The organism is Pontibacter populi, assembly GCF_040278685.1.
Lineage (GTDB): Bacteria > Bacteroidota > Bacteroidia > Cytophagales > Hymenobacteraceae > Pontibacter > Pontibacter populi.
This window is the reverse complement of the sequence record NZ_JBEOKT010000016.1, coordinates 48414-74098: the sequence shown is the minus strand read 5'-3', so window position 1 is coordinate 74098 and position 25685 is coordinate 48414. Positions and strand designations below refer to the sequence as shown.

The window sequence follows — 25685 nt, the reverse complement described above, 5'->3', positions numbered from 1 at the left end:
ATGGAAGCGAGGTATATTATTCATTCACCAAGTGAGAAGCCTGAAAGCAATGATTTTAAGGCCTTACTTTCTAAATGCCTTTCTAAATGGTATTTGTTTGTGTTAGGACTTATTTTATGCTTTGGATTAGCTTACTTCTATATTATGTATGCTACTCCTAAGTATAGAATAGGTAGTACCATTTTATTAAAAAGCGATGAAAAGGGCAACGGAATTAGCTCAAATGTGAGTGATTACATCGATCTGGATATAATAAGTGCAGGCAAAAATATAGATGATGAAATTGAGGTTTTAAAATCTAAAACTTTAATGAAGAGAGTACTCACAGAACTTTCTCTACAGACAAGTTTTTTTAAGGATGGTTACTTTAAAAAAGAAGAAATTTATGGGAAAGCCATACATATAAAAGTCTATATTTTTAGCCTCGACTCCGCAGCTTATGAAGAAGAGCTGACATTTAGTAAACTTAATAATAAGCAATTTACCTTAGGAGATAGTTACGGTGTAAGTACATATAACTTTGGTGATACACTAAATACTAGCTACGGTAAATTCAAAATTGTAAGAAATCCTCAAATATCGGGTGGCACATTCCCACGAAAATTATACTTTAACTTTAATAGTATTGAGTTAACTGCAGATAAGTATAATCAGGATCTTATAGTTGAGCCAGTAAATAATAAGGCCAATGTAATAAGAATTACGCTGATTGAAGCTGTACCCCAAAAGGGCAAAGACATAATCAATAAGCTTATTGAGGTGTATAATAAAGAAGCACTGGAGGATAAGAATCTTGTTGCTGCTAACTCCATGCAATTTGTTGATGAAAGATTAAAAGACCTTACCCTTGAACTGTCGAATATTGAAAAGAATGTAGAGAACTATAAGCGACAGAATAAAATATCAGATATTAATTCTCAGACTCGGTTATACCTCGAAAGTGCTAGCGAAAACAATAAAAAATTAGCCGAATGGGGAGTACAGATAGATGTGTTGGAATCTATTGAACGTTATTTAGCTAAGCCTGGAAATCAGAACAAGTTAGTACCAAGTACGCTTAGTATTGAAGATCCAACCTTACTTGAACTTATCTCCAAATTCAATGAACTCCAATTAGAACGGAATCAGGTTTTAAGAACAGCTTCGCAGTCAAATTTTATTGTTCTTACATTGGATGAAAGACTATCCGGGCTAAGATCAGATATTTTAGAAAACCTAAGTAATATTAAGAGAAGCCTGGTTATTACCAGAGATAATTTAGCTTCCAGATCAGGTAATTTCAATTCTAAGATACAGCAGGTTCCATTACTTGAACGTGAACTTGTAGATATAAGCAGACAGCAGGAGACAAAGCAAGAACTTTACCTTTATTTATTAAAACAGCGTGAAGAGGCTGCTCTAACATTAGCAGCTAATGTTTCTAATGCCCGCATAATTGACCCAGCCTTGGTGGAACTAGAGCCAGTAGAGCCTAAAAGCAATATGATATTTTTATTGGCAGCCTTTCTTGGGTTAGGATTGCCTTTTTCATTTATCTATTTATCCAGTCTGCTTAATAATAAAGTGCAGCAAGTAGGAGACATAGAAGAGATTACAGCTACACCAATATTAGGCGAAATAGCTCATAATGCAGGAAAAGATTCACTTGTTGTTAGAGAGCATAGCAGGACAGCTATTTCAGAGCATTTCAGATATATCCTGTCTAATCTAAAAGCTATAAAGAATACTGGTTCTGAGGTGATTGTAGTAACATCCAGTATGAGCGGCGAAGGAAAAACCTTCTTTAGTTTGAATTTAGCAGCAAGCTTGGTTATGACTGGGAAGAAGGTATTATTGATGGAGTTTGATCTGCGTAACCCTAAGCTGTTGCAGGCGCTCGGTCTTTCTTTTCAGGAAGGAATCTCAGATTATATAAATACATCTGATCAGGTGTCCATTCATGAATATATTCATCCGACTGGTATAGATGAAAATCTATTTGTAATTGGGGCCGGGGCAATTCCATCTAACCCGACCAAAATGATGATGAGTGAAAAAATAAGAGATTTGATAATCGATTTAAGAAGCTTTTTTGACTATGTAATTATTGATACGGCACCGGTTGGCCAGGTTGCTGATGCATTTAACCTGGCGCCATATATTGATCTTGCAATTTATTTAGCTAGAGTTAACTATACCTATAAAGAGCAATTGAAATTAGCTAACGATGTTTACGAAAACAAAAAGTTTAACAACATGAAGATAGTACTGAATGATGTTAAAGTTGGTAATAAATATGGCTACGGTTACGGCTATGGTTATAGTAATTAATCTGAGTTAATGATGCTGTTAAAAAGGCCAGAAATCAGGTAGTAAGGCAAATGCTTTTAAACCTGTAACAGTTAGTATAAAGTTGCAGCTGCTCCATGCCTATAAGCATAACAGTTAAACTTGATTGTTAAGCAGTACTGTTGGTTACCCTTATGAGCAAAAGTGTACTTGTAAAAAATATTTTTTCAGTAGGAATTATACAGGTTGTTAATTATCTGTTTCCCTTAATCACAATTCCTATAGTTACCCGGATCATTGGTCCTGATAAGTTTGGTGTGTTAAACTTCACAACGGCTTTTGTAGCTTATTTTGTATTGCTTATAGGCTATGGTTTTGACTTGACAGCCACAAGACGAATAGCTGCTGACCCGGATAATGTTGATAAGAGAAGCAAAGTGTTTAGCGAGGTTTTTTCGACCCAGTGCCTCTTAATGCTGGTCTCAATAGTATTCTTTGTGATTGTAATGCTTTTTGTACCCCAGTTCAGAGAAGAGAGACTTGTTGCTGCCTTCACTTTTATTACCTGTTTCGCTACGTTAATGACTCAGAACTGGTTATTCCAGGCAATGCAGGATTTGCCTAAAATCGCCATACTGAATATGATATCTAAAGTACTATTTACAACCGTGATAGTATTAACTATAAGAGAAAAGTCTGACTATATCTGGATTCCACTTATTATCAGTTCTATTGACCTTACTATAGCAACTGCTTCTTTTATATGGGCCATATATAAATACAAGCTCAAACTTTATGTATCAAAATTAAGGTTTTGCCTAGAGTTGTTGTGGGAAGAGAAGATCTATTTTTTCTCTCTGTGTGTCATAAGTTTATATTCCAATACAAATATTATTGTACTAGGTATGGTGCAGAAACCAGAAGAAGTAGGTTACTATACAGCTGGCTTAAAATTGATTTTGATTGTAAAAGCACTTGTTTTTTTACCCTTAGCACAAGCTGTTTTCCCTTACATGGGAAAGGCATTTGGAGAAAGTTTTCAGAAAGGAATAACTATAGCGCAAAAATTAATACCAGTAATTCTATCACTGACCTTATTTATAGGTTTTGGTATTTTAATTAGTAGTCCTCTGTTTATAGGTTTCTTATACGGAGAAGCTTTCACACCAGCTATTGAAGTATGCAGGGTGCTTTCATTTATACCAATGCTAGTGGCGCTTAATACTGTTCTGGGTATTCATCTTATGATGAATTTAAAAATGGATAAACAGTTCTTCCGAATAATCTGCCTGAGTGCTGTTGTAGGAATACCCTTGAATTATTACCTCGTAAGAAGTTATGGGTATATGGGGCCGGCTTATACTTTGGTTTTTATAGAAGTTTTAAATTTTGTTTCACTCTATGCTATTCTGAAAAGTAGAGGAATTGAAATATTTAATGGCAGCTATTTTAAGCCTTCTTACTTCTATAAAATGCTTCAAATGTTGCAACGAAGAGCAATGGCTAAATACAATGCCTATTTAATTGGATAAAGGTTTACTTGATGATCTATAGTTATGAAGCAAGGTTATATAAATTTCATTCTGGTATTTCTACTCCTGGCTTTATCTACTAGTCCGTTCTTTAAACAATCTATTGGTTTTTATCTTGCGCTCATTAGTGTGATTATCTTTTTCAAGCCTGTGATCAGACTTGAAGCAATTGTTTTTTTGCTTTTAGTTTTCATGCTAGAACAATATCATTACTTCTATTTTAGTAATTATGAACCCTGGGTTATTCGTCAGGTTCTCTTCTATTTTTTTGTTGCCATTTTTACTATCTACTATGTTAAGCTCTCATTTCTGGAGATCTATAATAGGATACTATATGTAGCAGCTATCATTAGCCTGATTGTATATTCACTATACATAATTTATCCGGGTATTGTGATTTCTTTCGTTAATGCTATACCTTCCTTCTTTACGAAGTATAAAGAAATATATGAGACCAACTATAAGATAGTAAACCCGGTTTTTTACAACTTTGATTTTAACTTTTTTAAAGGTCGAAACAATGGTCCTTTTTGGGAGCCAACAGTATTTGCCTCATTACTAATAATAGCTCAAATCTTTAACTTCCTGTTAACTAAAAAACTTTTTAACAAAAAAGGTATAGTTTATAGTATTACTATACTTACAACACTTTCTACTACTGGTTATTTCGTTTATTTTATACTGGTATTAAGTTACTTCTTACTCACAAATAAGATCAATATTTTCTTTAAGCTGGCAGCAGGTGTTTTACTTCTGTACACAGGGTTCTATCTTTTCAATAATGTCCCGTTTCTTAAAGAAAAGATTAACAACGAACTGGCAAGTGTAGATACTGAGATTGAAGAAAAAGGAGGGAACTCGAGAGTAGCCAGTGCAACGCTTGATTTAAAAGAAGTTACTGCTAAAAACATTTATTTACTGCTCGGAAAAGGAAGCAGCAAGTACTCTAGAATTGGTACAACGAATAAGAATGTACTAAGGAACTGTGGCATAACGAGTTTACTGGCAGAATGGGGACTACCTTTCTTTATCCTCTACTTATCCTTATTATTCTATTCTTTCTATCAACTGACTAAGTTGTTCCAAGTTAATAGGGTAATGTCTATTGTATTTACCTCTATTATATTAATGCTTTCTTTTAGCGAGGTCTTTTTTAGTCTTCCGCTTTTCCATGCTTTTATTTTCATCGGTTTTATAGTAAAAAGGGAGTATAGGTCACTGGTAATAACTAAAGAGTTTATTACTATCCCACCTGAGCCACTAGAGGAATATGATCTCAAGAAGCTTAAGGGAATTTCTACTGGTTAACAAAACTGTTCCTTTTATTTGACTACAGATCTGAATTTGAGGCATGAACTTATAATTATATTCTATATGAAGCCATTAGTTACTATTGTTACTCCTTCTTTCAACCAAGGCCAATTTATAGAGGAAACTATACTTAGTGTTTTAAACCAATCATATCAAAACATACAGTACATAATTATTGACGGTGGTTCGACTGATAACACCATGGAGGTTGTGAAGAAATACAGGAACAGCATTGATATTGTAGTACACGAAAAAGATAAGGGGCAATCAGATGCTATAAACAAAGGATTTAAACTTGCCACAGGTGATCTGGTAGGGTGGCTAAATTCTGATGATATTCTATACCCCACTTGTATAGAAGAAATTGTGAAACTATATGATGATAAGCCAGATGGTGCCATATACTACGTGCCTTTTCAGGATGGAATAAATGCAGAAGGTAAAGTACATAATACAGCTAAAAGAATTATTCCGGGTAAAAATTACCTCCTAAACAACAACTATAGTATCATCCAGGCATCCTCATTTTATAAGCATAGCGTTTTAAAAAAAGTGAATTATGTAGATGAAAGCTTACACTACTGTATGGACCTGGACCTGTGGCTAAAACTTTTAAACCATGGACCTATTTATCATGTGAAAACAGATAAAGCACTTTCCGGATTCAGGAACTGGGAGTCATCTAAAACTACTACTGGCAGAGACAAATTTCACTTTGAGATACTGAAAACAATTCAGCAGTATGGCGGGAAAGCGATTTCGAGAAATGTAGCTCATTTATACTACAATATTTTTAAGTATAAGCTTAAGAATTTGATCCACTATTATGATTAATGTATCTATCAATCATTCAAACTATGAGCCACATGTTTTTCAGATTCATACTGGCTTTAAACTGTTGGAGGATCTTAAACATGTTAAAATTACTACAAAAAGAACCTCAGAATCGGTGTATAAGAGAAAGGACTTACCAGTTCTGGCTGTTGATGTTGCTGGAAAAAAAATAATTTATGACACTCTTGATGGATACCGTTTTGACCATGATCTTGACATAAATGATAATTTGGCATTATTAGATAGCGTCCTTGATCAATGTGACTTTTATTTTAAAAGGTCTTACTCACATGAATATAGTTTAAAACTTAAGAATAAGAATGTATACCCGCTTGGGCTCAACTATAAAGTGTATAACACACTGTATAAAGATATTTTAGAATACAGATTTGGGTCTAAGAGCTCGATAAAAGCTTTGATTTCTTATAACAGGCACTTGGCTAAAGTTTTTAATATTGAGTTTTATAAAGATATCTGTCACGAGAACTTAAGTATGCTTCCACTTATTAGATCAAACTATAGTTATGAAGGATCAATGCTTTTTCTGACAAGAGTCTGGGATCCATATGAATTATCACTACCAAGAGATTTAATAGAAGAGAGAAAATTGCTTAATGAAAGCAGAGCAGATGTTATAAGGAAATTTAAGAAACGATTTGGGAAAAGTTTTATAGGAGGGTTTTTTGATGACCAATATTCCAGAATGCACTTTCCGGATCTAGTTATCCCTAAGAAGTTTACCTCGAAAAGTAATTATCTGAATCTGATGAAAAGTGCGTCAATCTGTATTGCTACAACTGGGTTACATGGCTCGATTGGATGGAAGTTAGGTGAATACGTAGCCTGCTCAAAAGTTGTACTTTCAGAACCCTTAGAGTTTGTAGTCGGAGATGGATTCTTGGAGGGTAAGAATTATATAAGCTGTACAAACAATGAAATGCTTAACGCTGCAGAAAAATTACTGAACCAGCCAGATAAAATGAAAGAAATGATGTTTGCCAATAAAGCCTATTACGAAAAATACCTGAGGCCAGATAATTTAATATTGCGAACACTACAAGTGGCAGGTGTGCTATAAATATCAATAATTCACCAACATGAAAATAGTCCATATTGTCTTTTCTTTAACAGTTGGGGGCGCAGAGCACATGTTAATAGATATTATTAATCACCAGGCAATATCAAGGCCGGTAATATTAATAGTAATCAATAACGTTGTAGATCCTGTTATAAAAGGTAAAATCAGCAAAAAGGTTAAAACCTATTTCCTTAATAGAAAGCCTGGGGAAAGGATCAATTTAATTTTCCTGTTGAAATTGTGGTACCTCATGTTTCTGAACAAGATTATTGCTATTCATTGTCACAATCATAATTTAATTCAGATGTTACCTTTCTGGCAAAGTATAAGTTGTTTGACAGTGCATGATGTGAATTATCCAGTTGCTAACATGCGTAAATATAAACGCGTTTTTGCGATATCTAATGCTGTACAAACTGACCTTATTGTAAGAGCTAATATAGTACCTAAGTTAGTTTACAATGGTATTAATGTTTCTGATATACTTTCACGGAAAGCAAGAATTAATAAAAGTCCTTTCAGGTTAGTTCAAATCAGTAGGCTTGATCATGAGAAAAAGGGACAGCATATAGTACTAAAAGCGCTTAACATACTCGTACATACAAATGGCCATAAAGATATAACCGTAGATTTTATAGGAAGCGGGCAGTCATTACATTTCCTTAAAGACCTGGCAGCAGAACTAAATGTAGACAGATATGTCAGGTTTCGAGGAAATCTGGATAGGAGCTATATCTATTCTAATTTGAAAAACTATAGTTTACTTCTTCAACCTTCTCTATATGAAGGTTTTGGGCTTACGGTTGTGGAAGCTATGGCAGCTAGAATTCCGGTTTTAGTGTCGAATATAGAAGGTCCCTTAGAAATTATAGCAGAAGGTAAATATGGTTATTACTTTGAAAAAGGAGATGTAGTAGCATGTGCTTATGCAATAGAGGGCATAATCCACAGGTGTACACATAAAGAATTTCAAGTAAACTTGGATTCTGCCTTAAGATATGTTAATGAGACTTTTGCAGTTAAGCAAACAGCCGAAAAGTACTTGCAGGAATACACAAAATTGAATTTTAAGTCTGCCCTTTAAATGACTTGTATGATGATTACTGATAGTATATCGCAATGTATTTTAACTATAGGGGAGAAGTACAAGAATCACAAAGGTGGTATTGCTGCAGTTATAAATACATATTCAAAATATTTTCCGCACTTCAAATTTATACCAACTTATAAACCTGTAACTTTTAAACTTTACGGTATACCTTATTTTATCTTCGGACTTTTCCTGATAACTATAAAACTGACTCATGATAAACGAATACAGGTAGTACATATACATGGAGCTGCAAAGGGAAGTATATTTAGAAAATATATGGTTTTTCTTATAACGCATTACGTTTATAGACGTAAAGTAATCTACCATTGTCATGGTTCTGAGTTTAAGTTGTTTTATGATAATAGTGGACTGCTATGTAAAAAAATTATACAGCACTTCATGAACAATGTGGATTTGATAATATGCTTATCCCGGCAATGGGAATTGTTCTTTAGTCAGAATTTCAATAATAAAAACATAAGAATTTTAGAAAATATTGTAGAACAACCTATCAATGCCGGAGCCAGGAAATCAAATAAAGGAGTTCTTAAATTTCTGTTCTTAGGTAAGATTGGTGATAGAAAAGGAATATTTGATTTACTAGATGTATTACGTGATCATAAACAAGAACTGGATGGTACATTACAATTAATTATTGGTGGAAATGGAGATGTAAGAAGATTGCAGGAGTATATTAATATTAATGGACTACATTCTATTGTAAGGTTTGAAGGATGGATTGATGGTAGCAGAAAACAAGCTCTTCTGGCTGAAAGCGATGTTTATATTCTGCCTTCCTATAATGAAGGGTTGCCAATTTCGATACTCGAAGCCATAAGCTATCAACTGCCCGTAATTACCACTTCAGTAGGAGGGATTACTGAAGTTGTTTATGATAACTTCAACGGTTTTATAGTTGAGCCTGGAGATAAAGCAGCAATTTACGATAGACTTAAGCGTTTTATAAATAACCCTGAACTTGCGACTCACATGGGAGAAGCATCAAGAAGTATTATAAAGCCCTATTTTCCTGAAGCGGTCATTTTAAAGCTTGAAGATATTTACAACACATTGATTCTGAAAAGATGAGAATTTTAGCCATAGCATCAGCAGGTGGGCATTGGATTCAGTTGTTGCGGCTAAAGCCTGCCTTTGCAGAGCAAGAAGTCATATTTGTATCTACCAAGCAAAGCTTTTCAGAAACAGTTAAAGAGCATGATTTTTATAGTATACCTAATGCTAGTAGACAAAGTAAATTAAGACTAATCTATATGGCATTTTGCGTAGCAAAACTGATCTTATCACTAAAGCCTGATATAGTTATTACAACCGGAGCTGCACCTGGCTTATTAGGTATTATGATCGGGAAAATTTTAGGTTTGAAAACTTTATGGGTAGATAGTATTGCGAATGTTGAGAGAGTATCTTTGAGTGGGAAGATAGCAATCTTTTTTGCGGATAATGTTTATACACAATGGCCTCATCTAGCTACGTCAAAAATTAAGTTTAGCGGTAGTGTATTATGAAAGTTTTTTTAACTACAGGTACACAAGAACCATTCGACCGATTAATAAAAGCTATTGATTCTATCACTTTGTACTTAGAGGATATTACTATAATAGCGCAAACTCCTAAAAGTTATTATCAACCTAAAAACATTCAGGTTTTTGATTTTTTAGATCCATCCGAATTCGATTTCTATTTTACTGAAGCTGACCTTATAGTGAGTCATGCTGGTATGGGCACTGTAATATCTGCCCTTGAAAAAGAAAAACCTATAATCATATTTCCAAGGCTGATCAAGTATAAAGAACATAGGAGTGATCATCAGATGGCGACAGCTATTAAGTTGAAAGAATTAAACTATGTGCATGTAGCATTTGAAGAGGAGGAACTAAAGTCAATGATCATGTCAGCTTTTTATAATGAACTAAAACCTTTGTATAAGTTAGGAAATTATGCCTCTGACAATCTCATTATTGCTATCCGTGAAGCTATACACTCTTGAACTACTTCATCGCCTCTAGAAAAAATATAATAGCTATGAAAGTATCTTACATAACTACTCATGATGCACAGGATATTCATAATTGGTCTGGTTTATCATATTTCATTTCTCAAGCTTTATGCGATCAGGGGGCAACTATTGAATACATTAATAATCTTAAAACCAGAAACACTGCAGAGGCAGCTTTAAAATCTCTTTATTACAGAATTATAAGGGGTGAAAAATATATTAAAAAACGTAACCCAACTGTTGCAAAAAGTTATGCTATGCAAGCTGTAAAGCAAATTAGTGACGACAGCCAATTTATTTTTTCTCCCGGATCACTCCCTCTTGCATTGATAAATTCTGAGAAGCCAATTATATTCTACACCGATGCTACTTTCGCAGGGATGCTCGATTTTTATGCGGACTTTTCAAACTTATGTAAAGCAACTATAAAAGAAGGACATTACCTTGAGCAAAGTGCATTGGACAAATGTACTTTAGCACTTTATGCTTCTGATTGGGCAGCGAAATCAGCAATCAGTAACTATAAAGTAGATCCAGGGAAAGTGAGAGTAGTACCATTCGGTGCTAATATAAGCCATAGTAAGAATGCTGACGATATAAGGGATATTATAAAAGCAAGATCTAAAACAACCTGCAGACTGCTTTTTATGGGAGTGAATTGGATAAGAAAGGGTGGGGATATGGCATTAAAAGTGGCTGATCAACTAAATAAGAAAGGGATTAAAACTGAACTGCATGTGGTAGGATTGAAAACGATTCCAATCAGGTATATACCACACTATGTGATCAACCATGGTTTCATAAGTAAATCTACAGAAGAGGGGAGATATGAAATAGAAAAATTACTAACCATTTGTAATTTTCTGATTGTTCCATCAGTTGCAGAAGCATACGGGTTAGTATTTTGTGAAGCAAGCGCCTATGGGTTACCCTCCTTAGCAAGAGATGTTGGAGGAGTAGCAACTATAATAAAGAACAACGTAAATGGGAAAACTTTTGATTTAGAATCTCCGGCTGATGAATATGCTGCTTATATCGAATCTTATTTTAAAGACTATAGCAAGTACGAAGAACTAGCGTTTTCATCTTATCTAGAGTATCAGAAAAGGCTCAACTGGAAAATATCAGGTGGCTCAATTGTAAACATGTTAAAAGAACTCTAATTGAGTTTAATTATATGTTGAGCATTATATTCTTCTAGCTTATGATAGAATCTTAATTAAAAAATAACAAACATTTCAGTTTTTCTATAAATAAGGTATAAAATTGGTTATTCCTGTAACGTAATATATTATAATCTTTATCAAAAATTAGAGTCAGAAAGTATGTGTAAATTGTTGAAAATTAAATATTTATATTATTGATTTTATTTTTTGATGTTTAATAATCGATATAGAAAAACCTGATTTATTGATTGGTAAAATTATAATTTTAAATATATATGTCTCATTAGGTTGATATGATTTTTTCATGTTAACCTATTTTTTTTGCTCTAAGTCCGATTTTAAAATCATTAATTAACTCTAAATAACAGGTTTTTTTGCACAGTAAGAAATGTTGCTTTTTTAATCAGTTATAATTTTTATCAGATATCGTTTTCATGGAAGTAGGATTTTTAAAAAAAACATTCATAAATTTGTAACATCTTATATATTAACTTATTAACAAGATAAGGTTTGATTTTATTTAAGATTTTTAAAAACTCATAAGCCTTCTTGTTACTACTAATTTCAAATAATATATAAGGTTAATTTATTATTTTTTTTACTTTTAGCCAAACTCAATGAAAACCAAATCAAATTCAGTGGTAGCATCGTTGCTGTTAGCATTTCTTACTTTTTCCTGCGATCCAAATGAACAGGAACTTCCAACGCCATCAGCAGGTAGCGATACATTAAATGCTACTTCTATAAATAATATTTCATCTTTAAACTTATTATATGAAGAGTTCTTTGATGGAGCAGATCCTCTTTCTTCTTTAAGTAAAGAAACTGCAGCGAGCTATTCTATGCAGGTTTCAGATTTGTATTCTTATAGTGGTGATAAGTCACTTCGCTTCGAATTAAGAGATACTGATAATAAAGTAGCGGGTGGTACAAGATCAGAAATTGTTTTTGATCCTGCTACAGGGAATGACAGATGGTATTCTTTTGCTGCTTATTTTCCTTCAAGCGATTATGCTAGGGATACTAAAGCGGAGAGTTTAACACAATGGCATGCATGGCCTGATTTTGATTTAGGTGAGAATTGGCGTAGTCCAGCTCTAGGATTTCAGAACATCAATGATAAGTTTGTCTTAGATATTGGTTATAATGTTAATAAAGTGAGTACAGGTGTACAGTCTAAGAAAAGCTACGACCTGGGTACAGTAACTAAGGATAAATGGCATGAATTTGTATTCCATATCATCCATTCATATGGCGAAGACGGATTAGTTGAAGTATGGCATAACGGTACCAAAGTTTTAGAACATAGGGGGGGGAACAGCTATAACGATGCTCAACTTCCGTATTGGAAGATTGGTATTTATAAATGGGCATGGAATGATGAGCAGACAACAGACACAAACAAAAGAGTACTTTATTATGACAACATCAAAGTTGGAAATGAAAAAGCTACTTTGGAAGAAATGCGTGGTAACTCAGTTGCTGCACCAACTCCAGTGGTAGAAGAACCAACTTCAACACAGCCTGAAACTGGTCTACCAGCCACAGGTACTGGCAAGATTACTCGTGAATTTTGGTCAGGTATATATGGCAGTAATGTTAGTGTAATACCAGTTAATTCAGCACCATCTGAAAAGACAGAATTAAGCCTTTTCGAGACACCTTCTGATGTGGCTAATAATTATGGTCAGCGTGTTCGTGGTTATGTTACAGCGCCAGTGAGCGGTAACTATACATTCTGGATCGCATCTGATGATATGGCTGACCTGTATTTGAGCTCATCCGATGATCCTGCTAAAAAGGTGAAAATTGCGTCTGTATCAAGTTGGACTAATGTTCGTGAATGGACTAAATTCAGTTCGCAAAAATCAGCAGCAATTTATTTAGAAGCTGGTAAACGCTATTATATTGAAGCACTGCATCTAGAAAGTAAAGGTCTTGATAACCTTGCTGTAGGTTGGACCCTTCCAAATGGCGCACAGGAGAGACCAATTCCAGGTAAATACTTATCTCCGATGAGTAATACTGGTTCTACTGAAACTACACCCGAGCCAACGCCAACAGAACCTTCTACTCCAATTGTAGATACAAACCCAGCAGTTGTTAGTTATACTATAATAAATGCAGATACAGATCGTGATGTACTTACTTTTTCAAACAGTACAACTATTAGTTTGTCTAAACTTGGTTTAAAGAACATTAACATTAGAGCAAATACTAATACTGCAAAGACAGGAAGTGTTAATTTGAAAATGTGGGGTGATTGGGGAAGAACAGTTACAGATAATACAGCTCCGTACTCCTTATTCTGGGAAGCGAACGGTAATTATCATAACTGGAAAGTGCCTACTGGAACCTACAATTTAATTGCAACACCTTATTCTGATGCTAATGGTAAAGGAGTGGCAGGTAGTGAATTAAAAGCAACTTTAACTGTTACACTGTAAAAATCCTCATATTTTAGTTTCAGTATCAAAGCTTTACTAAATACTGAAACAGAAACATGATTCAAATGAGTAAATGAAACAGATTCTTTTAGAAAGTACGTTTCATTAATAAAAGGACTGAAACTAATATCCCCTAACTTTAACGGTGTAATTACAGAGTTAGGGGATATTAGTTTCAGTCCTTTTATTAATCTTATAACAGCTTTAAATCAAATTATTCTATAGAACAATTGAAGTTGTTTAAATTTTAAGAATATCAAAATTAGGATGGAATAATAGTCATGCGTTGTATGTTAATAATAAATATCATCAGTTTATTTAATACTAACGACCCTGAAAATACCAGCTATACTACCAAATCATTAGGTTGAATCCAACATGTGCAAGCATTACTCCGTAAAGCGAGTTGGATCTATGTGCATTAATCTCTTGTTGCCGCTAGCCTGTTTAGACCTATTTAGGTTCTGCCCACTTTACCTAGGAGTACGACAGGCATTATCTGTATGATCAGAAAAATGATGGATGTAAAATTTACTTACCCTTTTTGTTTGTCTGTAAAACTAGCATCTAACAACCAGTATTCCGAAGAGCAAAATAAGCACGAGCCCCAATTGCCATTTAAACTGAATGTGATTCTTGAAAAGTGGCAGGTAATTGTGCACGTATTCTTGTAAACACTTAGCCTTTTTCATGTAGATAGACTTTTTGATTTCATACGTTACACGCCAAACTGGTTCAGGTGGTGATTTAGGTGTTTGTAAAACATATTATTCCACTGGCTGCTGTTCAGCGGACCAAATGAGTGCGACTCTTTCCCCTCAAAATAAGATTGGCCTAATTGCTGTGTTTTTTGCAGATAAGTGATCAGGCGGCTCTTTTCTAGTTCAAAGTCTTTTGTATCCACAATTTTAAAATGCGGGGCTGTGTGTACATTCTGCTTAAAAGGCTTCTCGTTTACCACGAAATCTTTTACAAACAGTTTTACCAGAAACTTCATAATTGGGTTTGGTTTCGGGTGCAAGTCTTCGTACACCAGTTCGTAGGTTACGTTGCAATGGGCCAGCATCTGGGCTACGTTCATTTTACCCCAAAGTGGTCTGGAGTATTTTTGTCGTTTGTGAATACGAGTGATGAGTTCATCAGTCGTTGCCGGGTTAAATACGCTGTTCATTTCTTTCTATAGGTCATTTTACCAGTTTAAATATACAGTTTATTCAAACAGAGCAAGTAAATATTTTTTGGTTATTAGTACTTAGCTTAAGAGTTTTTGAGTAGAGGAATGTGCTATAGTTTATGGTAAAAGCTAACCTGATCTTACCGAATTCGCATATTATAATTACTATATCTGTCTTGCTGTATAAATAAACCGACCTACATGCAGCACCACATTCTGAAGCCGAAACCGGCCCTGAACAAAGCCTACCTGCGTCTGAAAACAATCCGAACCGATATTGAGCGATTTAAAACAGCGCTGAAGAACCTGCTGCAAAGTATAGACCTGACCGAAACCGAAGAACACGCCAAGAACCACCTGCGCGATTTTCTGATGCAGGCATTCTATAGCAACTATGGCCTGAACACCAAAGGCAAAACCGACCTGGTGATACATACCGGCAACAGCACCAAAAGCAACGCCGGCGTACTGCTGGAAGTAAAGCGGCCAACCAACAAAGCTGACATGCCCACCGAGCAGAACCTGAACTATAAGGCCATGCACGAGCTGTTGCTGTATTACCTGCGCGAGCGGGTGCAGCATAAAAACCATGACATAAAACACCTGGTAATTACAAGCGTGCACGAGTGGTTTGTATTTGATGCCCTGGAGTTTGACCGCCTGTTCTACCGTAACACGCAACTTAAAAAAGACTTTACCGACTGGAGCGAAGGCCGAAAGGCGAGTACCGGAACCGACTTTTTTACAAAGAGATTGCCGCACCTTTACTTGCCCAACTACCCGAAACTATAGCCTTTACTTACTTTAACCTTTTAGACTACGAAAAGCCGCTGCGCAACACAGACCTGAAAGACGATGTGAAACTGGTGGCGCTGTATAAGCTGCTTTCGCCGGCGCATTTATTAAAAGAGCCTTTTGCCAACGATGCCAACTCACTGGACAAAGGGTTTTACCAGGAATTGCTGCACCTGATAGGACTGGAGGAAGTGAAGGAGGGAGGCCGCAAGCTCATCCAACGTAAAGCAAAACCTAACCACGGCTCGCTGCTTGAAAGCGCTTACCAGAACCTGAAATCCGAAGACCTGATCGGTGGGCTGGATAACACGTATAGTTTTGGCAACACCCGCGAAGAGCAACTGTTTAACGTAGCCCTGGAGCTGTGTATTACCTGGATGAACCGCATCCTGTTTCTGAAGCTGTTAGTTTGCTATTTGCACGGAGCGCATCGGCGGCATCCCACAATTCTTTCTCTAATTGACGGATTTGCTCTTGGGTCATTTTATAAAAAGTAGTAAAGTTCTAAATAAGATTGTTTTGTAGTTAAAGTCAATCAGAAAGCTTTTGGGTAATATGTTTATCAATGGCTTGATGTAAAACTCGATAATGCTTATGGGCTTGTCTTTTTATAGAAGGCTCCTGCATTAATTCGCTTGCCCGCTTTAAATAGGTAAAGTAATTGCCACGTCCCTTTTTGGGCTTATTAAGTTCATACTTAACAAATCTATATCGTCCTAGAGCATCTTTTTCTAGTCGTTTAGTTGCCTTATAAGTGAGCCTCTTTTTGTTGCCATGGAAACTGTATAACTTGAATATTCTTTTCTTAAAAAGCTCATTAGAGGCAAAAGGGCTTTTATGTTTTGCTTTTCTGATGTGGCGGCCTGATCTTTTAACAGCTTCTATCATGCGCCTGTAGAATTTCGCGAGGTTTGCCGATTTTATCAGCGTTTTGTCTCCGTAGAATTCGAAACCCAAATAATTCAAAGGTAAGCCTAGATGTTCTTTACCCTCAATAGTTCTAATACTAATTACTTTGGAGTTATTCTTATCATCAAGTATAGTCTTAAAGCAAAATTTCTCCGTCTTATCTTTAGATAAATCAACTTTGAATCGCCTTAGCATTTCACTAATGAAGTCCTCGACTTTCTTGCAGTCCTTTTGCTCGCTTATAATTAAAATGTCATCGGAATACCTCCGGTAATAGCAACCTAGCTGGCATACTAAGTGTTCAAATACTTGTTTATCAAATTCTAATAAATAGAGGTTGGCTAAGACGGCACTGATGGGTAATCCTTGTGGTATTCCTATTAGCTGCTTTTGCTTATTCCGAAACGGGTTTTTAAAGACTGGTAATTCTTTTGACTGTATTTTATTACGCAATTCTTCCGGCGATTCAAAAAAGGCTTGTATACCTTTACTTCGAAGCTCTGCTAGCCGCTTTTCATCAAACCCGGATTTTCTGCCCATTTTATCTGGAGAAATTCTCAGATCATCGAGTAATACATAGGAAAAGTTAGTAGCTGCTTTAAAAACATTATAATGATCGGGGGGTAAAGTATCTAGGCCGAATAATTGGTACCAGGCACGCTTAAGTACTTTATGATCTAGAGTGCTGAAGAAGCTTTTTAAGTCGAATGTTAAAACTTGGCAACCATTGGCAGATGCCAAGCTTTTAATTTGTTCAAAAGCTTCATGAGCAAAATGAATGGTGCTTTTATTATAGCCTTCCTGATTGTGCTCAATTCTTCTATAAGCAGTGATGCATTTTGATAAGCCAGCAAATTTGGCTAGTTCAGCTTCGTACTTTTCCTGTAATACAGAAGCATAATAACCAAAAATTAAAGAATCAATATGAGTTGCATAATGTAAAGGGCGTTTTTTTGCTGTCTGAACATATTCACCCTTTTCTGGATCCTTATAACTATGCTTTCTGATTGTTGATCCGTCCGTCTTAACTTTTTTAAACTTTCTTTCCTTAATGACGCAATGTATTAGCGGGAAGAAAGCATGTTTTGCAACGAAGTTTTTATTGGTGATTTTAGCCTTTATAGATTTACCCTCTTCAGCAATATTTATCTTTTGGGTAAGGTGCAAATAACCTCTGCTCTTTAACCAAATATCTTGTGTATCCTGTTTCATCTAAAAAGTTAACCCAAAGGCAAATAGGCGCGGCAAATTTACATTACGAACATAACCTCTAATAAATAGAGCAAGATTGTTACCCAAGTTCTTGAGTCGCCGCTAATGTGAATTGTATAAAGAAAGTGTTTAACAAACTATATAATAGAAAGACTATGTCAATAATAATCATCCTAATGAAGCTTGTATCATGCTTCCTGTGTTTCGCTCCTTGTATGGGCGTAGATAACTTAGTAACTTTGGTCCCTGCTATTCAGGCAACCTTAGAGTTCGTTTCCAGCACCGTTGAGTTCTTTGGAGCAAACGGAACTAATCTTCAGCCTGTTTTCCGTTCGTTGAAAACAGTAATCTAAAATGGACATAATAATTTCCATTCCAAACTTATAATCCATCAAACCAGCTGTTCGTAATTTTTAACCCTTGCCTCTGAGCTAACATTGCAAATATATATTTATTTGCTAATATTGCTAGCTTAGACTTAGATAATATTAAGATAAAGTTATGACTAAATTCCCTTTTAGCTTAGGTGACATTGTAGCTATTAAAACACATCCTTTTATTGAAGGTATAGATAATGTATTAATTGGTGGAGATCCATCATTATTATCTCCGTTAATGATAATTATAGAGATTGTAAAGGAAAACGAAGAGATATGTGATCAAAAAACAGGCCACCAAGTAAGAAGTGAATTCAAATGTCTTTGTAAATGGTTTTCCCATAAAAATTATTCATTCGAAGAGAAATGGCTTAACCATGAACAATTAAAGATAATTAGAAAGGCTAATACAATTGTTGATGAAGCTGAATTATCTTATGGAAGGGAAATAATATTTTCTACTCATGAATTAGAGTCAAATAAGAAAAAGATATCTACACAGTTTGAGGATATCTACTTTAGTGATAATTCAACTAAGCATGCACTTAAAAACAATGTTACAATAAATGCATTGCTTAGTTACCAGCCCCCAATTATGCAGGTAAGCTGTGTAAAACAAAATGAAGTCAAAGAACCGGTATATGATAAAAAGAAGGGGCATGAAATCAGAAAAGTATCCAAACTAGTAGTAAAATGCCTGTGGTTTAACAGTTCATTAAATAAATACTCTGAAGAGTTCTTACCTATTGAAGCGATAACAATTATAAACAATTCATCTTCAATAGAAAAAATATTAAAACAAATAGAAGAGGCTATTCAGACTAATAAATTTTTACGATTCAGCAGAGAAGGGAAAGAACCAACTATCATCAAACCTAAGTCTTTTATTTATGATGGTGGGTATTATAAGGTGAGAGGATTCGATTATTTCCTCAATCGATTTGGCAATTTTAAGGTTAATGACATTATAAAATGGGATATTTTAAAATCTCCATTTATTGAAAAAGCACCTGATTTCAATTTTATAAATTCAGCTACAGATTTAAACGAAAATTCTTTTCAAGACCATATTACTGATTCTATTGAAAAGTTGATTAACAAGGCGCATAGTTCAAATCAGTATTTAAGGATACAGTACAAAAACAGACAAGAAAAATTATCGACTAGAACTGTAAAGGTTTGTAATCTTTTTACAAGCTCAAACCAGAAATTAATTTTTGTTGAAGCATTTTGTCAATCTAAAGAAGAAGAAAGAATTTTTAGGATAGATCGTATTCAACAAGCTGAGATCTTAAATTTGGATTATCAGGAGATAGGTGCTGAAGAAAGAGATATCCTTGCTGCTAAAGTTACAGAGGTAGCTGCAGGGACTGAAACTTTTAACACTGAGGTGTCAAAGTCTAAAGAAGTTAATGAGGAAGGCTCTGTAGAAGGCCAGATAGTTGATTTACCTAAAGAAAATCCTCCTGCTCAGTAATTTATAATTATATTATAAAGAAAGCCACTCGAAATTAGTGGCTTTTTTTCTTATTGTATACACTTTTCCTTATTTCTAGTAGTATAAAAAGTAGCTAGATAAACATTTGATTAAGTGCTTTGCAAATACAGCCTAGGCAGAACTACTCGATATTCCTTTCCATCCTCCTCACAATACCAAACTATAACATGCGCTATATCGGCTCTCTGCAGAGTGTAACCTTGTGTGAATAATTTTGCCAGCACTTGCTTAAATTTCTGGGAGAAGGATACTACAGAGACATCTGAAAGAAACAGATTATCTGTAGAATTTTTTTGTGATTTTAGAGAGCTACCAGCTTTTAGTTGTCTTACTATTTTTATAGTATGTGGCTGCTTGAAGAAACCTAATACCACATCTTTCATACTTGTTTCCAGTTGCAAATCTTTCGGCGCTGGGTATAAGGTGTGGTCTTCCTTTCTTGTCAGTGCTTCAACTCTTATTTGGTCAAAATAATACTGGTCGGTATGAATGTGCAAGGATTGCTTGGCTCGGGTGATGGCCACATAGACTACACGCTTATTCGACTCCTTCTCCAGCTTGTAATTTTTTAATAATAAGAAGACATGATCGAATTCTTTTCCTTTGGCCTTGTGCATGGTGGATACCAACACTTTATTAGCCTCAGGATAAATAAAATCCTCAGCACGTGCTTCCTGGATATAAGCTAGCCAGTCAGACCAAAATTTTCGTTCGCCACTTGTTCGTCCAAATTCATCTATTACATCTAAGCTTAGGCCTAAATTAGTTGAGCCGGCAAACTCCTGCTCAATCCGGTTTCGGCTTTGCTCCCAGTCCTCCTTTGCTATAAAACCAAGCTCGTTGTTGACTTTGTCGCGTATGTACCAACTGAAACACTTGATCTCTAGCAACTGCCGCAAAGAGAACCCATCCTGAGCCATAATAAGGCGAGTAGGAATATTATTTTGGAGCAATAGGTTTTGTACTAGCAAGGCTTCCTCATTGGTGTGAGTCAACACAGCTACTGTTCCGGTAAGCTTTCGTTTTACTACATCCTGCACCAGAGGAGTCACCAGATCAGAGCTAGATTTATAACGGTTTAAACAAATATCACCAAAGGTTTGCTTATAGGCCATCAGGGGCAGTCCTTCCTTTAACCTATCAGACTTGAAAAGTTTTAGAAAATGGTTAGAGAAATCTACTAGGTTAAAGCAAGCACGGTAATTTGTGCTGAAGAGGTATTTCATTGCCTGTTTATCACGTTCAAAGTCACGCATAAAGGACACAGAGGAACCTCTGAACTCATAGATATTCTGATCATCGTCTCCCACCACGATCACCCGCACATCATCAGCTAACTCAATTATCTTATTAAGGAAGTCATACTCCTGCTGACTAATATCCTGATACTCATCTACCACAATCACGCTCTTGCACTTCAGCCGGTCGCTCGGAACATCGTCATTTATCAAACCTTCTGTAGCCTGCTTTATCACATTGTCGGACTTCTTTAAATCGCCTACACGGCCTAAAAGTTGGAATGCAAAGCCATGGTAGGTAAAAATATCAATATGATATGCTGATTTCCCTATTAGCCTTTGTAGTCTTTCCTTGAACTCAGTAGCAGCAGGACGGGAAAACGTGAGCATCAAAAACTGCTCCGGCTTAATGTCCTCCATCATCAGTAAAGCGGCTACCTTGTGCACTAGCACCCGAGTTTTTCCGCTACCAGGTCCTGCACCTACTAAAATATGAGAGCTTTTATTGTCTTTGATGACCAACTCTTGTTCAGGGGAAAGATTGGCAAATATTTCCCTGTACTTCTTATCTGTTATCGGCTGCTTCAGCTTACCTTTTTCGTTCCGGAAATGGCGTTGCACAAAAGCTTCATAACCCAATCGGAAGTAATCATCTACAAAGCTGAGAGCTTCTATGTGGTTACGGATTTGCTTTTCGGCATACTTTCCTATAATGTGGATCTGTTCCACTTTTTTTTCATAATGCCTCTCAAGCTTAGCGTAATCTTCTTTTGTGTAATTCTTTCGATTATCCTCAACTAGCCGCTCAATTGTCATAGGATTATAGAGTACAAATAATCCGCCTTCCAGTTTGATGGAACCTATGATGTGCAGGTATAGTAGGTCTGCCTCATAATCTGTGAGCGAGGCTTTAGGTAGCATAATGTTATTATACTCCACCCCTTTTTTCATTTCCACCATTGAAAATTCGAGGGCACTATCATCCTGCTTTTGCTTGTTTGCAATCTCGAGCGCGTTCTGTTGGCATAGCCACTGTACAACGTCAGCAGCCCTGGTAAGGCGTTCATGGATGGCCTTTTTTATCTCATGCTTTTCTTTACGGAAACCAATGCGGTAAAGAAGGGTATGGGCATCAATCCGCTCCTTCTTGATATAATGCTTGTGCTCCCAGAATTGCAGCAAGTTCCGGATTGCCTCAATGGAACTTCCATCACATCCTTTTTCTATAAGTTTTTCATTGATGTCCCGCAGGTGAATCTGGAAAACAACTGGTGAATCCTCCGTCGGTAATAATACATCTAATAGTGCTTTCTCCAGGTTCGAATAGCGCCGATAGCAACGCTCAGAGTTCTTCTCACTTCGAGCAGGATTGATTAAAGCTGTCAAGTCTTTGGTATCGCCAAGCAAACCTAGTTCCTTGAAGTATAGTAAGATTCTGACTACTGTTTCTTTTTGAATACCCAGATGATCAGAAAGTGTATCAATCATTGTGTCTTCGCGAGAGATAAGATACTGAAATATCCTAACTGCTTGTTGTAGTTGATCGCCTAAGAACTTGTCTGAGTTGGCATGTATGACTTTATTAGCGGCCTCAACATTTCGCACCAATATGCTTTGTGCAAATATTCTAGGGGAATTCATTTCCCGTTTTAAGTAACCTACATCCTCTAGTGCTGCTATTGCAGCCTTTACTTGAGTTTCAAGGTTCATGATATCAGTGTCCCAGCCAGCCTGCTTGGCCAGCTCCAGTGCAGATTTCGTGAACTTTAGCCGCTTAAAATCCTTTACAGCTTTCCATATCTGCCCAACTTCCTTTTTGGAAAGCTTAGTTTGGTTTAATAGGGCAAAGTGTTCATTTAGGTCATTTTCGTCAAAAAGCAGGTGGCAATCAGCCTGCAAATCTGGTTTTCTTCCAGCACGTCCCGCTTCCTGTAAATAGTTTTCTAATGAATCAGAGATATCATAATGCACAACCAGTTTAACGTTTTCCTTATCTACTCCCATACCGAAAGCGGAGGTTGCCACAATCACATTAACTTCACCTCCCATAAAACTGTCCTGAATTGAAATTTTCAGATCAGATTCCATTTTCCCATGAAATGCAACCGCTTTTATACCTGATTTTTTCAACTCTTCGGCAATTTGTACAGCCGTATTTGTTCGACTAACATATACAATAGCTGGTTCCGTTAAATCCTGAAGCAGATCTTTTAGCTGCTGCATTTTGGATTCTTTCCCATCCACTTTGGATGCTTTGTAGGTCAAGTTCGTACGTGAAGCGCTTGTCTGATATAGCTTCAGGTTGAGATTAGCCTGCTCTTTAAAATAATGAATAATATCCTGCACTACCTCAGGTTTAGCGGTAGCAGTAAAGCATGACACCGGAATGGGCTGGCTTAAGTTTTTCGCCTCAGTAAGCTCCTTAAGAAAGCGCCCTATATACAGATAATCAACTCGAAAATCCTGGCCCCAGGAAGAAAAGCAGTGTGCCTCGTCGATAACGAAACGTTCAATCTGACGACCTTTTAACAGCCTATAAATGGTCTTAGAACGTAATGATTCAGGAGATATGTAAAGAAGATTAGCACCACCATCTTGTACTGTCTGTATAGCATCAGCGCGCTCCAATGGTGATAACAAACCATTGATGGCCACCGCAGTAGTAATGTCAAAGCGGTTACGTAGAACATCTACTTGGTCTTTCATCAATGCCTGGAGGGGAGAGATGATAACGGTTAGTGCCCGGTTTGCATCTCCTTTCATTAGGGCTGGCAATTGGAACGTTAGAGACTTTCCACCACCAGTTGGAAAGATAGCTACTAGTGACTCACCTTTAAGTCCCGCTTCTACTACCTGCTGTTGCAGTGGTGTCTGCTCACTCTGAGAAAACTTTCGGAACCCAGCATAGCCAAAATACTTTTGTAACCCTGCTATCGGAGAAAGATACTTTTCGCAATAATAGCAGGTGGGTTCTTGACAGGAATTTCCCCTGAGCTGCTGTAGGATGGTGACTACCTCAGGATAGCGATGTAACAACCAAGGCGGGATGATAGAGCCCTGATCCGGAGCATTAATTAGGGTAAGGGCATAAGCTAAAGGAATCGGCTGTTGGTAAACTAGAGGGTAAAGGTTAGCATTGGAGCAAATCTTATTATTAAAATAAGAACGGATTTGAACTTCAAGTTGAACTTCTTCTCTAGTTAGTTCACCTTTAGCTATTAATTCAAAAAAGGCAGAAAAGGCTTCCTGTTTATATAGCAAGTGGTGAATGATGCTTCTTAATTGAGAAGGCATATTGAAGTAAGCACCTATGCAGTCTTCTAGAAGATCAGCTGCAATTTTAGAGTCTTCTACAGGGTTATTGTAATATTCACTCACCAGCCGGTAATCTTTTATAAGCCTGTGGTATGGCCGATTGGGAAAGAAAAGAGGGGAAAGGTAAAGTGTATCAATAAAGCTTTTACGAAGAAAGCTGTCGGAAGCACCGGCAACTTTTAGAAAAGGAATGTCATGTGCCAGGATATTATGGCCGCACAACATTTTAGCATCTTGTTGAAACTGCTCGAAATCGTATATAGATTGGGAGTGGAGAGTACGGCCTTGAAACCATACACCTATACTTTGAATCCTTGGTTTAGTCTGTATGCTTACCTCCAAGTCGAAAAAGGCAACATGCTCCATCCAGTAAAGGCCTTGTTATTAAAACAATAATTATGGCAATTTATAATATTATTTCTATAACAATGAATATTCTAATGCATTAGCACATATAGTATTTGACATGGTTAGTTTCAAGGTTCTTACTTTACATATTAATTCATGTTTTAATAAAGATATTATGTTATCACTCATATAATTAAATTTTTTCAAACAGGAAAGATGACACTCTATCAACGAAGACCATGCTCCACGATATAAGGGCTATGCGAAGTGGAGCACTGAAGTTAGTTGAGCGTAACAAAGCTTACTCTGAATTACTCAGGCAGATTCTGTGCTATGATTTCTACTGCGGAGCTAATAAGTTGCCAACACTTAAAGAGATGGCCACAGAAGCTGGAATTGGGATTAATAAGGCGAGGAAATACATACAGGAGATATATCATGATTTGGTACTAGATGATGAATCGAGACCGGAGTTTAGGTTTTCAAAGGTCAGTTTCGCATTTCTTATAAGAGGTGACAAGCGAGAAAAATTCATTGGGATAGAAGTGAGTGAGCTGCCAGTGATGCCAAGGGTGGGCGAAGGAATTTCTCTACCTTTCTTTTCAGCATACCTTGGAACAACTTCTTTTTTCGTGGAGGAAATTAGTCATGATTTCTATGAGGACTGCCAGATTGTTAATCTTTGGTTAAAAGCAGGATCTTATAATTCCTACTGGCAGTATAGGAAGGATAAAGCAAAAGAAGAGGATGAACTTCATTTCTTTGATTTTCTCAATCTTGATGATTCAGAATTGAAGAGAAAGCTCCATGTAGGCAAGTGGAACAAGTAAAATAGGAGGGAGGTGCTAAAGTTGGTGTCCGAATAGTGTACGAAGTGAAATAAAAAAGCCTATTAGATTGCTCTAATAGGCTTTTCAGTAGTCCGTAGGGGAATCGAACCCCTGTTGCCAGAATGAAAATCTGAAGTCCTAACCCCTAGACGAACGGACCGTGCAATTGCTGTATTGCGGTGCAAAGATAAGAGTAGGTTTTATTATAGCAAACAGCAATAAGCTGAATTTTTGAATATAAAT

General features: G+C 36.2%; 18 protein-coding genes, 1 tRNA gene and 1 pseudogene. 16 read left to right on the top strand and 4 right to left on the bottom strand.

From position 1 onward, the window contains the following. The 12 genes from ABS362_RS15560 to ABS362_RS15505 all read left to right on the top strand — a co-directional run bounded on the left by ABS362_RS15560 (position 1) and on the right by ABS362_RS15505 (position 14420). Positions 1 to 2310 (top strand): GumC family protein, encoded by a 2310-nt coding sequence (locus ABS362_RS15560; protein WP_350413504.1) that lies wholly within the window; start codon positions 1 to 3, stop codon positions 2308 to 2310. A gap of 152 nt (positions 2311 to 2462) precedes the next feature. After that, positions 2463 to 3800, top strand: a complete 1338-nt coding sequence (locus tag ABS362_RS15555; protein WP_350413502.1) for an oligosaccharide flippase family protein — start codon at positions 2463 to 2465, stop codon at positions 3798 to 3800. A gap of 24 nt (positions 3801 to 3824) precedes the next feature. Further along, the gene (locus ABS362_RS15550; protein ID WP_350413501.1) at positions 3825 to 5108 is read left to right on the top strand and encodes a hypothetical protein; all 1284 of its coding nucleotides are present in this window, start codon (positions 3825 to 3827) and stop codon (positions 5106 to 5108) included. Between the two features lie 66 nt (positions 5109 to 5174). Next, entirely contained in the window at positions 5175 to 5945 is a 771-nt protein-coding gene (locus ABS362_RS15545) for a glycosyltransferase family 2 protein (protein WP_350413499.1), read from the top strand. Between the two features lie 64 nt (positions 5946 to 6009). Next, complete coding sequence (locus tag ABS362_RS15540; RefSeq protein ID WP_350413497.1) at positions 6010 to 7023, top strand: glycosyltransferase; 1014 nt, start codon at positions 6010 to 6012, stop codon at positions 7021 to 7023. Between the two features lie 19 nt (positions 7024 to 7042). Continuing rightward, entirely contained in the window at positions 7043 to 8107 is a 1065-nt protein-coding gene (locus ABS362_RS15535; RefSeq protein WP_350413495.1) for a glycosyltransferase, read from the top strand. 9 nt (positions 8108 to 8116) lie between these two features. Continuing rightward, complete coding sequence (locus tag ABS362_RS15530) at positions 8117 to 9205, top strand: glycosyltransferase family 4 protein (RefSeq protein WP_350413494.1); 1089 nt, start codon at positions 8117 to 8119, stop codon at positions 9203 to 9205. Next, the gene (locus tag ABS362_RS15525; protein ID WP_350413493.1) at positions 9202 to 9642 is read left to right on the top strand and encodes an oligosaccharide biosynthesis protein Alg14; all 441 of its coding nucleotides are present in this window, start codon (positions 9202 to 9204) and stop codon (positions 9640 to 9642) included. Before ABS362_RS15530 ends, ABS362_RS15525 begins: the two co-directional genes overlap by 4 nt. Next, positions 9639 to 10124, top strand: coding sequence for a glycosyltransferase (locus ABS362_RS15520; protein WP_350413491.1), 486 nt, complete (start codon positions 9639 to 9641; stop codon positions 10122 to 10124). Before ABS362_RS15525 ends, ABS362_RS15520 begins: the two co-directional genes overlap by 4 nt. A gap of 35 nt (positions 10125 to 10159) precedes the next feature. Continuing rightward, on the top strand, positions 10160 to 11296 hold the full coding sequence (locus ABS362_RS15515; RefSeq protein WP_350413490.1) for a glycosyltransferase family 4 protein: 1137 nt from the start codon (positions 10160 to 10162) through the stop codon (positions 11294 to 11296). A gap of 620 nt (positions 11297 to 11916) precedes the next feature. Then, complete coding sequence (locus tag ABS362_RS15510) at positions 11917 to 13746, top strand: heparin lyase I family protein (protein ID WP_350413488.1); 1830 nt, start codon at positions 11917 to 11919, stop codon at positions 13744 to 13746. A gap of 548 nt (positions 13747 to 14294) precedes the next feature. Next, a complete protein-coding gene (locus tag ABS362_RS15505; RefSeq protein WP_350413486.1) occupies positions 14295 to 14420 on the top strand; it encodes a hypothetical protein in 126 nt (41 codons plus the stop codon). A gap of 44 nt (positions 14421 to 14464) precedes the next feature. On the opposite strand, the gene ABS362_RS15500 is transcribed toward ABS362_RS15505, so the two are convergent. Beyond that, a complete protein-coding gene (locus ABS362_RS15500) occupies positions 14465 to 14917 on the bottom strand; it encodes a DUF1569 domain-containing protein (RefSeq protein WP_350413485.1) in 453 nt (150 codons plus the stop codon). A gap of 204 nt (positions 14918 to 15121) precedes the next feature. On the opposite strand from ABS362_RS15500, the pseudogene ABS362_RS15495 reads away from it, so the two are divergent. Both ABS362_RS15495 and ABS362_RS15490 read left to right on the top strand, forming a co-directional pair. Next, a pseudogene (locus ABS362_RS15495) lies at positions 15122 to 15786 on the top strand (DUF7149 domain-containing protein); the annotation flags it as partial. Next, positions 15787 to 16212, top strand: a complete 426-nt coding sequence (locus ABS362_RS15490; protein WP_350413481.1) for a type IIG restriction enzyme/methyltransferase — start codon at positions 15787 to 15789, stop codon at positions 16210 to 16212. It begins immediately after the preceding pseudogene. A gap of 34 nt (positions 16213 to 16246) precedes the next feature. On the opposite strand, the gene ABS362_RS15485 is transcribed toward ABS362_RS15490, so the two are convergent. Next, complete coding sequence (locus ABS362_RS15485; protein WP_350413480.1) at positions 16247 to 17836, bottom strand: reverse transcriptase/maturase family protein; 1590 nt, start codon at positions 17834 to 17836, stop codon at positions 16247 to 16249. A 501-nt stretch (positions 17837 to 18337) separates the two neighbouring features. Here ABS362_RS15485 and ABS362_RS15480 point away from each other — a divergent pair. Continuing rightward, entirely contained in the window at positions 18338 to 19690 is a 1353-nt protein-coding gene (locus ABS362_RS15480; RefSeq protein WP_350413478.1) for a WYL domain-containing protein, read from the top strand. 110 nt (positions 19691 to 19800) lie between these two features. Here ABS362_RS15480 and ABS362_RS15475 read toward each other — a convergent pair whose 3' ends face one another. Beyond that, on the bottom strand, positions 19801 to 24630 hold the full coding sequence (locus ABS362_RS15475) for a RecQ family ATP-dependent DNA helicase (RefSeq protein WP_350413477.1): 4830 nt from the start codon (positions 24628 to 24630) through the stop codon (positions 19801 to 19803). 221 nt (positions 24631 to 24851) lie between these two features. Here ABS362_RS15475 and ABS362_RS15470 point away from each other — a divergent pair, with 221 nt between their 5' ends. Then, entirely contained in the window at positions 24852 to 25442 is a 591-nt protein-coding gene (locus ABS362_RS15470; protein ID WP_350413475.1) for a hypothetical protein, read from the top strand. A gap of 88 nt (positions 25443 to 25530) precedes the next feature. Here the strand turns inward: ABS362_RS15470 and ABS362_RS15465 are convergent. Continuing rightward, positions 25531 to 25602, bottom strand: a tRNA-Glu gene (locus ABS362_RS15465). Between the last annotated feature and the right edge of the window lie 83 nt (positions 25603 to 25685).

Excerpts from the sequence above, each read along its gene's own strand:
- ABS362_RS15560 (WP_350413504.1), top strand. The coding sequence starts at position 1 with ATGGAAGCGAGGTATATTATTCATTCACCAAGTGAGAAGCCTGAAAGC.
- ABS362_RS15555 (WP_350413502.1), top strand. The coding sequence starts at position 2,463 with ATGAGCAAAAGTGTACTTGTAAAAAATATTTTTTCAGTAGGAATTATA.
- ABS362_RS15550 (WP_350413501.1), top strand. The coding sequence starts at position 3,825 with ATGAAGCAAGGTTATATAAATTTCATTCTGGTATTTCTACTCCTGGCT.
- ABS362_RS15545 (WP_350413499.1), top strand. The coding sequence starts at position 5,175 with ATGAAGCCATTAGTTACTATTGTTACTCCTTCTTTCAACCAAGGCCAA.
- ABS362_RS15535 (WP_350413495.1), top strand. The coding sequence starts at position 7,043 with ATGAAAATAGTCCATATTGTCTTTTCTTTAACAGTTGGGGGCGCAGAG.
- ABS362_RS15530 (WP_350413494.1), top strand. The coding sequence starts at position 8,117 with ATGATGATTACTGATAGTATATCGCAATGTATTTTAACTATAGGGGAG.
- ABS362_RS15525 (WP_350413493.1), top strand. The coding sequence starts at position 9,202 with ATGAGAATTTTAGCCATAGCATCAGCAGGTGGGCATTGGATTCAGTTG.
- ABS362_RS15520 (WP_350413491.1), top strand. The coding sequence starts at position 9,639 with ATGAAAGTTTTTTTAACTACAGGTACACAAGAACCATTCGACCGATTA.
- ABS362_RS15515 (WP_350413490.1), top strand. The coding sequence starts at position 10,160 with ATGAAAGTATCTTACATAACTACTCATGATGCACAGGATATTCATAAT.
- ABS362_RS15510 (WP_350413488.1), top strand. The coding sequence starts at position 11,917 with ATGAAAACCAAATCAAATTCAGTGGTAGCATCGTTGCTGTTAGCATTT.
- ABS362_RS15500 (WP_350413485.1), bottom strand. The coding sequence starts at position 14,917 with ATGAACAGCGTATTTAACCCGGCAACGACTGATGAACTCATCACTCGT.
- ABS362_RS15485 (WP_350413480.1), bottom strand. The coding sequence starts at position 17,836 with ATGAAACAGGATACACAAGATATTTGGTTAAAGAGCAGAGGTTATTTG.
- ABS362_RS15480 (WP_350413478.1), top strand. The coding sequence starts at position 18,338 with ATGACTAAATTCCCTTTTAGCTTAGGTGACATTGTAGCTATTAAAACA.
- ABS362_RS15475 (WP_350413477.1), bottom strand. The coding sequence starts at position 24,630 with ATGGAGCATGTTGCCTTTTTCGACTTGGAGGTAAGCATACAGACTAAA.
- ABS362_RS15470 (WP_350413475.1), top strand. The coding sequence starts at position 24,852 with ATGCTCCACGATATAAGGGCTATGCGAAGTGGAGCACTGAAGTTAGTT.